Origin of the sequence: Brucella pecoris (assembly GCF_006376675.1) — a bacterium.
Taxonomy (GTDB): Bacteria; Pseudomonadota; Alphaproteobacteria; order Rhizobiales; family Rhizobiaceae; genus Brucella; species Brucella pecoris.
Window position 1 is genome coordinate 119,385 of record NZ_VEWK01000011.1, and the last position, 11,644, is coordinate 131,028.

The window sequence follows — 11,644 nt, forward strand, 5'->3', positions numbered from 1 at the left end:
CGATCAGTAGCTGTGCGGGCATTGTTTGTAATGGTGTTCGGGATTGGTAAGGGCCAATCTTCAAGAATGGCGTATTATGCGCTTTTTGGAGGCGCGCGGGCAGAGCCAAAATGTCTCTGCAAAACTGTGAGGCGCTGGAAATTCTGGGCCGCTTCAGGCGAATTTACCTTTGGAAAAACAATGGCGACCGCTGCAACAGGCAGTGCTGCTCCGGTGCCGTCGAGATAGACTGCCTTGATCTTGGCAGCCATGGCTTCGATCAGAATCGCCCGCATAGGCTGCGGCGAGGGGGAGGACTGCTGGCGAACAGGCGTTGCCGGACTGCCTTCAATCTGTCTTGCCACGACGCCGCCGGACTGACCACGAGCGACGTCTTCGCCAAGCGTTGAAAAGTCCACGGCAAACAGAAAGGCCGTAAACGACAGAACGCACGTGACGAACAGCATGAAACCATGCTGTTTGTGCTGTTCCGTGTTTTTCATGCCCTTCATCAAATCGCTGAGACTTTCTTTAGAGTCTATCCGTGGAGTTGAGCCAGCTTTTCACACTCATTGCGAATCCTCATTAATCATTTGTGTTCGCACGAACAAGGAAATACTGGCATCAAGGCCCGTCTTATACGTTATGGGTCCGCTTCCCGCGCGTTATGAAATCTTGTAAGGAGCCACGCCTTGCATCCGTTTTAGGGCGCTTTATGTTGAAACCATGTCTTGTTTAACGGCAGAATTGAATTGGCATATTCATCGACGTTTCGTGTTCTTGCATTTTCTCTTCTGATAAGCGCCCTGTCGCTGGGCAGCATTACGCCTGTCTTCGCCCAGGACAACAAACCATCAACGCCGTCAACGACACAATCCGCACCAGCCGCAGCACCGCAGAGCGACTCATCGCAGCAGGCGCCGGCCGCCGCTGATCAGCAAAAGGCCCCTGCGCCCGTTTCCGGTGTCGTGCAACAGCAAAAGCCGGTCATCAATGATCTGAAGCAGCAAACGAAGCGGATCAGCGATCAGCTCCCGAAGGCTGCTTCGAACGATGAAACGCTGGCCAATCTCAAGCTTCAGCTCGACTCTCTTTCAAAGAAGCTTCTGGACACAGGTGTAGCATTTCGTCCCCGCCTCAGTGAAATCAACACACGGCTGGAGCAGTTGGGGCCCGCACCCTCCGGCGATCAGCCGACGGAACCGGCAATCGTCAGTGAAGAACGCGCCCGTCTGACCGCTGAAAAGGCAGAAATAAATGCTGTCGTCGGCGAGACCGAAGACACGTCGCTTTCCGTCAATCAGATGTCCGCAAAAATCGGCGACATGCGCCGGGACCTCTTTACAAGGACGCTGTCCCAGCGCGTGAACATCGACACGACGCTTGGCACGGAAGTTGCGGCGGCGGCGAGTTCCCAAATGGTTTCGCTCTGGCGTATTGTCCAGTCCTGGTGGCGTTTTGTAAGCACGTTCAAGCTCAATTCATTTCTTGCTGCCGCCTTTTTTGCGTTCGTTGCTGCATTGGTTATCCAAATGGGTGCGCGGCGGGTTCTCGGCACGCTCTACCAGCGTGATCCATCGGTCGAGTCGCCATCCTATCTAAGCCGCCTTTCGGTCGCGTTCTGGTCTACGGTGATACCGTCGGCAGCGGTTGGTGTTTTTCTGGCGACAACCTACTTCTTTATGAATTATTTCAATGTGTTGAGAACAGATATTGCGGCTTTGTTCCAATCATTGTTTCTTGTGCTGGGGCTTGTTTTCTTCATTCACAGACTGGCGTCTGCGTGTATCAGTTCGGATATGCCGCAGTGGCGGCTGGTTCCGGTTGCACCGCGTCCGGGACGTGTGTTGAACTGGCTGATAACCGGAACCGCACTGACTAGCGGTCTCGATTCCTTCTTCGGGAAGGTCAATCAGATTTTGTCATCGCCTTTGTCGTTGACTATGGCGAAAAGCTTGCTGGCCACCGTCATGGTCGGTGTTCTCATTCTGGCGATTGCGTTTTTGAAGCCCGTTGAGCGTGAAAAGGATGGCGTCGTCCGATCATGGCCGCGCGCATTCAGAACATTCCTGATCATATTAGGTCTTTTGCCCATTCTGACCGCGGTTTTCGGCTATATCGGCATGGCGCGTTTCATATCGCAGCAGATCGTGGTCACAGGCGCATTTCTCGTTACCATGTACATGGGTTTCTTGACGGGGAGAGCGATTTCCGAGGAACAAGCATTCGCATCCAGTCAGATCGGCAAGGCAATGCGGGTGCGTTTTCATTTCGACGACGCAACCCTTGATCAGCTTGGTCTTGTGGCAGGGATCTTGATCAATCTCGTCGTGGCGCTGATTGGCATTCCGCTGGTTCTCATGCAGCTCGGCTTTCAGTGGGCTGAACTGAAAAGCACTTTCTATCAGTTGATGACCGGCTTCCAGATCGGCAATATTTCGATCTCTCTCATGGGGCTGCTGACTGGCGTATTGCTGTTCGTTATCGGTTATTTGCTGACGCGGTGGTTCCAGAACTGGCTCGACAACAGTGTCATGGCGCGGGGCCGTGTCGATTCCGGCGTTCGTAATTCGATCCGTACGGTCATAGGTTATGTGGGGCTTTGTCTCGCGGCGCTGATGGGCGTATCTGCAGCCGGGTTCAACATGTCCAATCTGGCACTGATCGCCGGTGGCCTGTCTCTCGGTATCGGTTTTGGTCTCCAGAACATCGTCCAGAATTTTGTTTCCGGCCTTATTCTTCTCGCGGAACGCCCGTTCAAAGTTGGCGACTGGGTGGAAGCCGGTACGGTCAGCGGTATCGTCAAGAAGATCAGCGTGCGCGCGACAGAAGTGGAAACCTTCCAGAAGCAGTCGATCATCGTGCCGAATTCGACGCTCATCAACGGTAATGTCGGCAACTGGACTCACCGTAACAAGCTGGGACGCATCGATATCAATGTGCAGGCTTCCTATACGGCAGAGCCTCGCCGGATTCATGCATTACTTCTCGAAATCATTCGAGGGCACCCTTCGATTCTGAAGAACCCGGAACCTTTTGTTTCGTTTCAAAGCATGAACGATTCACTGATGGTCTTTGATGTTTATGCCCATGTGGCCGACATAACGTCGACAGGTGGCATAAAGAACGAACTGAGGTTCCAGATTGTCGAACGCTTCCATGAGGAAGGCTTGCATCTGTCCTCGTCCTCGACTGATCTTATTCTCAGCGTGCCAGAAATCGAGAAGCTTTCAGAGTTGATGCAGAAGGAAAAGGAGCTTTCCTCCGCAGCCGGGAAGAAAAAGGCGAACGCAGAGAAGCCCGAAGCGAAAGAAGATACCGACGACCGCGCTTGATGAACATTTCGTTCAGTTGCAGTTCAGTTTTGTCCGCTTATAAAGAAGATGACAGAGGGCAATAGTGCTCATGCGACATCGGACATATCGCGGCGGGAGCGATGGAAAGGTCGGGACGGTATGAACAGAAATCAGGTCAACAAACTGGGTAAGTTTGTTCTTGGTGCAGCAATCGGTTTTGCAACCATGGTCGGCGGCGCTCTTGCGGCTCAAATTTCCAACAATGACAGCGGTCCTCAGACGATTGTGGTCACGGAAGGCGCTTCCAAGCGCGAAATGATCGTCGCACCCGGCGAGACCGTCGAATTCTGCGCCTCTGGCTGCTTCGTGACTTTTCCAAACGGCGACCGTGAAGCGTTGACTGGCGACGAAACGATTACCCTCAGCGGTGGCAAGGCCACGCTGAAATAAGATCGCCGAACTGTTGCATTGAAAAAGCCGGACGATGCCCGGCTTTTTGCTGCTGTATAGTTTTTCAGCTACGCGGCTTGAGGTTTTCCGGGTCATAAAGCGGCTTGTAGCCAACGGAGGCGACCTCAACCGGATAGGTTTCGCCGAAATACTCGACGGTGAGCTTGCGCCCTTCCTGACAATGGCTCCATGGCAGATAGGCAAGCGCGATGTTTTTCCCGATGGTTGGACCGAAAGCCACCGATGAGGTGAATGAGCGACGGCCAAGCTCATCGACCAGTGTTTCGCCGGTTTCGGGCTCCATGACCGGCATGATGCCGACGGGATAACGGGCCACGCCTTTCGAGTCGATATTGTCGGTCATGATCAGCGTGCAGAGCATGGCGGGCTGATGCTCACGGGCGCGATATTCGACATGCCTGGCCTTGCCGCGGAAATCGGCTTCCTTGACCTTCGGGCGTGCGAGATCGGCTTCAAGGAGATTGTACTCCGTCAGCAGATCGGCGTTCTGAAGGCGCAGGCTTTTTTCCATGCGGCGGGTATTGGCATAGGTTTCGACGCCGACGGCAATCGTACCCGTAGATCGCAGCGCATCCCAGACGGCAAGGCCGTCTTCATAGCGCATGTGCAATTCCCAGCCCTGTTCGCCGACATAGGAAATGCGGAAGGCAGTTACATCCTTGCCTGTGATCCTGATCGGCTTGATGGCTGCGAAGGGGAAGTTTTCCGGATCAAGTCCTTCCGGATTTTCGACGACCTTCTTGAGATTCTCGCGGGCATTCGGTCCCCATATGCCGATGGTGACGTATTTCTCCGTCACATCGGTGATGGTGACATCAAAGCCCTTATCTTCGGCCACGCGACGCATGTAGTGGAAATCGCGCGGACCTGCATCGGCACCGTTGATCATGCGGATGCGGTCAGCCATGCGGATTGCCGTGAAGTCGGCGCGCACCATACCTTCATCATCGAGGAAGTGGGTATAGATGCCCTTGCCGATATTGGCATCGCCACCGATCTTGGCTGCGCAAAGCCATTCCATCAGTTCGACATGGTCGGGACCTTCGATATCGACCATCGCGAAATGCGAGAGATTGATGATGCCGCAATTTTCAGTCAGTTCGAGATGTTCGGCATTGGAAACGCGCCAGAAGTGGCGATTGTCCCATTCGTTTTCGCGCACCGGAACGCGATTGCCGTATTTTTCCAGCAGGTGCTCGTTGGCGGCATAGCCATGCGCGCGCTCCCAGCCGCCAAGTTCCATGAAATGGCCGCCAAGCTCCACTTCGCGCTCATAGAATGGTGAACGCCTGATATTGCGCCCCTTGGAAAAAGGCTCGCGGGGGTGAACAGCCGGATTATAGACCTTCATTGCCGTTTCCGTACAGCGATCCCAGATGAACTGCTCGGTCATCTGGTGCGGATAGAAACGCGAATAGTCGATGGCGTGATGGTCGATGGATGTGCGACCGTCGGTCATCCAGTCGGCAATGAGCTTGCCCATGCCGGGGCCGTCCTTGACCCAGATAGCGGCCGCATACCAGAGACCGCGAACTTTCTGGCTTTCGCCCATGGATGGGCCGCCATCGGTCGTGACTTGCAGGAAGCCGTTGAAGGAGTGGCTTTCGTTGTAGCCGAGCTCGCCCAGAATAGGTGTCAGTTCGATTGCGCGCTCTAGCGGTTCCAGAATCTGGTCCATCTCAAGATCGCGCTGCGATGGCGAGAGACGTGCTTCATGCTTTTCCAGAAGGTCACGCGGATGGCACAAGCGCGGGTTCTTTTCTTCGTAATAGCCCCATTCGATCTGGCCGCCTTCTGCGGTCTTCGGGTCGCCGGTGTCGCGCATATAGGCAGAGTTACCCTGATCGCGCATGAGCGGCCAGCCGATTTCCTTTCCGGTGCCCTCAAACTCGTTATAGGGACCAAAGAATGTCAGCGGATGGTCGATTGGCATGACCGGCAGGTCTTCACCGACCATTTCGGCGATGAGACGTCCCCACAGGCCTGCGCAGATAATGACATAATCCGCTTCGATGGTGCCGCGATGCGTGACCACACCCTTGATACGGCCGTTTTCGATGATCAGCGACTGGGCAGGGGTATTGGCAAAGCTCTGCAGCTTGCCGGCGGCTTCTGCCTGATCGATCAGCTTGCCAGCGACAGTTTGCGAACGCGGGATGACAAGGCCGGCATCCGGGTCCCAAAGGCCGCCTTGAACCAGGCTTTCCTCGATGAGCGGGAACTTTTCCTTAATCTCTGCCGGTTCCATCAGACGGGCACGGGTACCGAATGCCTTGCCCGACGCAACCTTGCGCTTGATTTCGTCCATGCGCGCGTCGTCACCGACGCGAGCAACCTCGATGCCGCCGACGCGGGCGTAATGGCCCAGCTTTTCATAGAAGTCGATGGAATAGAGCGTCGTCCAGCAGGATAGAAAGTCGTGGCTCGTCGCATAGCAGAAATCCGATGCGTGGGCGGTCGAACCGATATCGGTCGGAATACCCGACTTATCGATGCCGACGATATCGTCCCAGCCGCGCTCGATCAGATGGTGTGCAACCGATGCGCCGACGATACCGCCAAGCCCGACAATCACAACTTTCGCCTTCTTAGGAAACTCTGCCATTTTATGCGTCCCTGGAGCATTTCCAGCAAAAGTGCGAAGCGGTTTTGCGTCGGATAATGCGTGAAAAAGATGGATAGAGCGGTTCCAACGACTCCGTATTAACTGGAACCGCTCTAGTTGGTATTTGACAAAACCATAGTCGTTGGCTGGTCGCGACATTTGCCTTTATACGACATATTCGCAGCGTCAGACGACTGCATCGCAGCTTCTGGAAATCCCGACAGGTCGAGCATGGGCTATCCTGTTCGCGACATGCTTCTCGATCCAAGGTTTGCACACCGTTGGACCTATAGAGCTGATTCCGGAAAAGTCTGTATGGTTTTGATTTTATTTCGGAAGATAACTGGGATGGGACTGCTCCGTTCAAGGTGCAGCTCCATCTTTCTTCGGTGTTGTGCTCAAGCGGCGATGAGCATTTTGCGGTCTGCTCGTTCCTGTTGTGGTGATCGTCCGTATAGCTCTCGATAGCATTTGGAAAAATGCGACGCCGATACGAAGCCGCAGGCAACGGCGACTTCGACCACCGGCATGGACGATTGCAACAGCAGATGCCGCGCTCGATCCAGACGAATTTCAAGGTAATAGCGTGCCGGCGACCGACCCATCTCCTGGCGGAAAAGGCGCTCCACCTGACGGCGCGACAGGCCAATCGTATGGGCCACGTTGATCAGTGCCTGCGGCTCTGAAAGATTGGCTTCCATCATCTCGATAATGGTCAGCACCTTTGAGTTCTGAATTCCGAGCCGGGCACGCAGCGGTAGACGCTGGCGATCCTGTGGGCTTCGGACGCGGTCTGTCAGGGCCTGCTCACAGATCTTGTTGACCAAATTGGCGTCGAAATCGTCCCCGATCAGCTTCAGCATCATATCGAGAGAGGCTGTTCCACCTGCACAGGTGTAAAGGTTGCCATCGACCTCAAAGAGATCGGCATAGACCTCAGCCTTTGGGAATGCCTCTGAAAAGCCCGGAAGATTTTCCCAGTGAATTGCGCAGCGTTTTCCAGATAGAAGCCCGGCTGCGGCCAGTATATGAGCACCTGTACAAAGTCCACCGACCGCCACGCCGCGATTATATTCCTCGCGTAGCCATGCGAAGACCGACTTGTTACGGAATTCCTCGACATAGACGCCGGAACAGACAAACACCATTGACGGGCGCTGTTCGCGCTGCAGAAAACGTCGCTCGTCTTCCAGCGATGCGTTGACTGCACATTCCACACCATTGGATGCTGTCACCGGCTTTCCATCTACTGATGTCAAGCGCCATCGATAGGCGTCATAGCCCAGCATCCGATTTGCAATGCGCAATGGCTCGATAGCCGTTGCGAACGCAATCATCGAAAAGTTTGGAACCAGGAAAAAGACAATAGACCGCTTAACCGATGAAGCCTGGATCATAGCCCGACCGTTCCCATTTTCGAAAGCCTCGGCTGCGGTTCCCGACGCAGCTAAAGCCTTGTGTCTCCGTCACGACTCCGGGTGGTTTTGGGCCCGGTTTTTCCCGGTCGCTTTCAGACCGGCAGTCTCGTCGCGTTAGCCCGGTTTCACAGGGGGAGGGCGATGGCGCAAACAAGATAGTGTTCTATTGAGACACAGAACGGGAAGGTTGCACAGTGCGGCTAAATGCCTGCCGCGAAAAGGTATTTTTATGTCGGGAAATTGAGGGCGGATCCCATGATCGCCCTCAATCGGCTTTACTGCCCACGCTTGAACGCTGCTGTGTTTTTGGCGATTCCCGGCAGGCGATCATCCACGTTCGGCCAGCCGATATCGTGCAGTATGTGCTCAGGTAGCGATTCCAGCACACGACGGCTGCGTCTCACACGGCGTTGGTAAGACCAGGATTCGGCCTGTTTTTGTACTTTGGAATAAAATTCCAGCAGCCATGAGGGCACGTTCGTAACGGATGAAGTTGACGTAAAGTCAACGACTGTTGCCCGGCCGTTGGGAGCGGATTGGCATTGAACGGTCATTTTCTTTCTCCTCATTTGGAAAGCTCAGTTGATACGCTCGCTGCAGCTTTGCTTGTTCGTGTTTTAAATGTGCATCCCACTTGACGTTCAATCAAACGAAATATAGAAAGGCTTAAGATCAGAAAATTTGAACAATGAGCAGAGAAACGGAGTCCGTCATGACAGCGCCCGTTCAACACCCCCTCCCAATGCTCGATATTGATGTGCTCCGCACATTTGTGGCGATTGCCGATACAGGAAGTTTTTCTTCTGCGGCGAATGCTGTGTTCCGCACACCCTCCGCCGTTTCGATGCAGATCAAGAAACTGGAAGAACAGATTGGTGTTGCGGTTTTCGATCGTGATGCGCGCTCGGTTACGCTTACGAGCGACGGTGAGGTCCTTCTCGGATATGCACGTCGTCTTTTGGCTCTCAATCGAGAGGCCGTATCGAAGTTCGTCGCACCGACCGTTACCGGCGTCGTGCGGCTCGGCTCGCCGGACGATATTGGCGAATGTGTTCTGCCGCTTGTTCTCAAGCGCTTTGCGGAAACCCATCCGGGCGTAACGGTTGATGTGGTGATCGACCAGAGCAGTAACCTGCGCAAGCGGCTCGATGAGAGACGGCTCGATGTTACGCTGATCAACATATCTCATACGATATTGAACAAGGGTGACGTGGAGGTTCTGCTGGACGAAGAACTCGTCTGGGCCGGTGCCAAGTGTGGCACGGCTTATCGTCGGGAACCTCTGCCTCTTTCTATTTGGGAAGAGGGGTGCGCCTGGCGTGGCAGTGCGCTCGAAGCGCTTGAAACTAGCGGTCGCCCTTACCGTATTGCCTATATGAGTTCGCATTCGACAGGACAGAGGGCCGCGATCATGGCCGATCTTGCGATAGCGCCGTTTGGTAAAACTCTCTTGAGCGATGGGATTGTTGCTCTGGGGCCGGAACATGGTTTGCCCGCTCTGGGGCGTTATCAGCTTGGCTTGGTTGTGAAGCCGGAAGCCGGGCCGCATATTCAGGTCGTTGCCGACCATTTGCGAAGTGTGTTCGAGGGCTATCGTCGCTCCGGTCGGTTCGAGACTTTTCGCTCTAGCTGACAGCAGATCACAGTTTATTGGGATTGGAACTAATGCATTCTCTTGCCAGTGAAAAACGCTGCGCTAGATTTCTTTTGTGACAGCCGAGTGAATCGGCTTCACCGCCAGATGCCGGGCAGGGCTTCGTGTGTGGCGGAGGCATAACTGGTTTGAATAGACTTGGAACCCTATGCGTCTGTCTTTTTAAAAACGACAGAATCGCGCATCCCATTGGAGAGACTGTCATGAAGCTGACCCGACTTGTCCCAATTGCTATTGTTCTCTGCGCATTCACGCTCGCGTCCTGCGCAAATACTGTTCGCGGCGTTGGCCGCGACGTGAAGGGCACCGCCAATGCGGTTCAGGAAACCGTGGAATAAGAGAACAAAAGGCCCGGGTTTTCTCGGGCCTTTTCTTTACGGCACCAGAAAATAGCTGACGGTAATGTGCTTGTCTGGCCGAGTTTTGTATTCGATGTCAGTGGTGACGATGCCATCTTGAGGCACCGCGATGTTCGCATTTTGCAAAAGCCTTGCAATGCGCTCATTAGGTGTAGCTCCACCAAACCACAAGACGAGTACGGGCGGTGTCAAATGTGCTCTGACGTCCGGCGTTTCAGGATGCACGACATGTAAGGATGCATCAAACAATCTGAAATTGCCCGGTATCTGAGCGTTGTCCGTCAGGATCGTCTTGAACGGGCCTTTTGCCTGAACTTCTTCGTAAAAATGCCGATAGTCGAGCTGGCCATAGGGCGGCGAATTGGAACCGTAGGTCAGATAATAGCTCAATACTGGCGGGACAATCAGGGCGACCACGGCGCTCACAGCAGCGTAGTCAATCAAAGCTCTGTTTCCGGTCCGATAACGAGCCAAAAGGCTGGCCATGAGTGCCGGAGTGAGGAACAGGACTGGCTGAAGCCAGCGGTCCTTCACGTTATTCGCACCAGTCACGACAACGCCAACGAGAACAATAATCAACCCGACCAGGATCAGAAGGCGCAGAAACTTCTCGCCGGTGGTAAGGGGCGCCGACGGTGCAGTTTTCTTCTTCCAGTGAATGATTGCGATAATACCCGCGATCGCAAGAGCGAGGATAGCGAACAGAAACGCTGCCTCTATCAGGCTTTCGACACCCATCAGCCGATCATAGAGAACATTGCCAGAAGCGCCGATTTCAAATTTGTTCGCGCGCGCCATGACACTCGATTTGTGCGCAAACATCCAAAGTGCGGTCGGTCCGAAGCAGACCGCAAATGCCAGGATCGTAACAAAGCTCAGTTTGGAGAGCAGTATCCGGCGATATTCGGGAATGAGAAGTCCCGTCACGATCAGCATGATCAGAAAGAATGAGGCATTGAACTTGCCGAGAATGGCTGCCGCCATGGCAACGCCCAGCGCGGCGGCGGAAGCCATGTTGCGCGTACGCATATGCCAGGCGAAAGCTAAAAACGCCCAGCCACAGCCTGCCGTGCCCGCAACAGAATGCGTCAGCGCACGCTGCGATTCCCATCCGATTTGCGGAATAAGAAACAATCCGAGCATGCTGGCCGAAGCGACAATACGCGAGAAGCCCAACAGCCTTATTGCGCCGTAAACGCTCAGGAACAGACTTGCAAGAATGCTGAACTTTACGATCTGGAGTGTAAGCATCGACGTGCCCAGCACTGACGCCGCCAGATTGGTAATCCATGTATAAAGAGGGGGTTGAGATCCACCATAGCCCCAGTCCAGATAACCGATATTGGCCAGTTGCTCGGCATCATCGAGGCCAGCGCCATTGGAAACGACGGTGACGAGAATGGTCTGAAGCGCGAAATAGCACAGCACGAAAATTGCAGCCAAAGGCAGGCCGAAAAGCTTCCTGTCGGCAGTAGAAGCAGCGGTGGCTGATCGTTGTGCAGTCAAACTCATTGCCCTGAATAAAAATCGCCTGCGTGGCAGGCTTCATTGGAAGCAGTCTGCATTTCACAGGATTATGTCCGGATTTCAATCGGACTGCTCAAAAAGCTTTGTAACAAAGGCGTGTAATTGTGCAATTCCGCTGGGGCAAGAGCAATGGGTAAAGTTTGGGAAATTATTTGAGAAGCCTAACGGCAAAAACCGCGCTGCCAGAGGTGCACGGTTTTGCCAATTACGCATGGCATCTCCGCCGAACAATACACTGGCGGGATATACTGAGCTCCGGTACGCAGTACCAGATCCGGAGCGTCGAGCCGGGTAAACCCGTCTCGTGCTCCTTTCTAGCTCAACATCGTTACCGT

The 11,644-nt window shown here is 54.2% G+C and carries 9 protein-coding genes; 4 read left to right on the forward strand and 5 right to left on the reverse strand.

All coding sequences use genetic code 11. The features are described from left to right. Positions 1–74: 74 nt before the first annotated feature. Positions 75–491, reverse strand: a complete 417-nt coding sequence (locus FIB18_RS18855; protein ID WP_140022164.1) for a hypothetical protein — start codon at positions 489–491, stop codon at positions 75–77. A 240-nt stretch (positions 492–731) separates the two neighbouring features. Between FIB18_RS18855 and FIB18_RS18860 the strand changes: the two genes are divergently transcribed. Further along, the gene (locus FIB18_RS18860; RefSeq protein ID WP_140022165.1) at positions 732–3,314 is read left to right on the forward strand and encodes a mechanosensitive ion channel family protein; all 2,583 of its coding nucleotides are present in this window, start codon (positions 732–734) and stop codon (positions 3,312–3,314) included. A 120-nt stretch (positions 3,315–3,434) separates the two neighbouring features. After that, the gene (locus tag FIB18_RS18865) at positions 3,435–3,725 is read left to right on the forward strand and encodes a hypothetical protein (RefSeq protein WP_140022166.1); all 291 of its coding nucleotides are present in this window, start codon (positions 3,435–3,437) and stop codon (positions 3,723–3,725) included. Between the two features lie 64 nt (positions 3,726–3,789). On the opposite strand, the gene FIB18_RS18870 is transcribed toward FIB18_RS18865, so the two are convergent. From FIB18_RS18870 to FIB18_RS18885, 3 genes are all read right to left on the reverse strand, one after another. Then, positions 3,790–6,351, reverse strand: coding sequence for a GcvT family protein (locus FIB18_RS18870; protein WP_140022167.1), 2,562 nt, complete (start codon positions 6,349–6,351; stop codon positions 3,790–3,792). A gap of 398 nt (positions 6,352–6,749) precedes the next feature. Then, on the reverse strand, positions 6,750–7,748 hold the full coding sequence (locus FIB18_RS18880) for a GlxA family transcriptional regulator (protein ID WP_104755882.1): 999 nt from the start codon (positions 7,746–7,748) through the stop codon (positions 6,750–6,752). Between the two features lie 296 nt (positions 7,749–8,044). Continuing rightward, positions 8,045–8,323 carry a DUF1127 domain-containing protein gene (locus tag FIB18_RS18885; RefSeq protein ID WP_140022169.1) on the reverse strand — a complete coding sequence of 93 codons (279 nt, stop codon included), beginning with the start codon at positions 8,321–8,323 and terminating at the stop codon, positions 8,045–8,047. A gap of 158 nt (positions 8,324–8,481) precedes the next feature. On the opposite strand from FIB18_RS18885, the gene FIB18_RS18890 reads away from it, so the two are divergent. Next, positions 8,482–9,402: a LysR family transcriptional regulator gene (locus tag FIB18_RS18890; RefSeq protein ID WP_140022170.1), complete on the forward strand. Its 921-nt coding sequence runs from the start codon at positions 8,482–8,484 to the stop codon at positions 9,400–9,402. Positions 9,403–9,626: 224 nt separating this feature from the next. Next, positions 9,627–9,761 (forward strand): entericidin A/B family lipoprotein, encoded by a 135-nt coding sequence (locus FIB18_RS18895; protein WP_140022171.1) that lies wholly within the window; start codon positions 9,627–9,629, stop codon positions 9,759–9,761. Between the two features lie 36 nt (positions 9,762–9,797). On the opposite strand, the gene FIB18_RS18900 is transcribed toward FIB18_RS18895, so the two are convergent. Continuing rightward, positions 9,798–11,294: an ArnT family glycosyltransferase gene (locus FIB18_RS18900; RefSeq protein ID WP_140022172.1), complete on the reverse strand. Its 1,497-nt coding sequence runs from the start codon at positions 11,292–11,294 to the stop codon at positions 9,798–9,800. Between the last annotated feature and the right edge of the window lie 350 nt (positions 11,295–11,644).

Excerpts from the sequence above, each read along its gene's own strand:
- FIB18_RS18890 (WP_140022170.1), top strand. The coding sequence starts at position 8,482 with ATGACAGCGCCCGTTCAACACCCCCTCCCAATGCTCGATATTGATGTG.
- FIB18_RS18895 (WP_140022171.1), top strand. The coding sequence starts at position 9,627 with ATGAAGCTGACCCGACTTGTCCCAATTGCTATTGTTCTCTGCGCATTC.
- FIB18_RS18865 (WP_140022166.1), top strand. The coding sequence starts at position 3,435 with ATGAACAGAAATCAGGTCAACAAACTGGGTAAGTTTGTTCTTGGTGCA.
- FIB18_RS18885 (WP_140022169.1), bottom strand. The coding sequence starts at position 8,323 with ATGACCGTTCAATGCCAATCCGCTCCCAACGGCCGGGCAACAGTCGTT.
- FIB18_RS18870 (WP_140022167.1), bottom strand. The coding sequence starts at position 6,351 with ATGGCAGAGTTTCCTAAGAAGGCGAAAGTTGTGATTGTCGGGCTTGGC.
- FIB18_RS18880 (WP_104755882.1), bottom strand. The coding sequence starts at position 7,748 with ATGATCCAGGCTTCATCGGTTAAGCGGTCTATTGTCTTTTTCCTGGTT.
- FIB18_RS18855 (WP_140022164.1), bottom strand. The coding sequence starts at position 491 with ATGAAGGGCATGAAAAACACGGAACAGCACAAACAGCATGGTTTCATG.
- FIB18_RS18900 (WP_140022172.1), bottom strand. The coding sequence starts at position 11,294 with ATGAGTTTGACTGCACAACGATCAGCCACCGCTGCTTCTACTGCCGAC.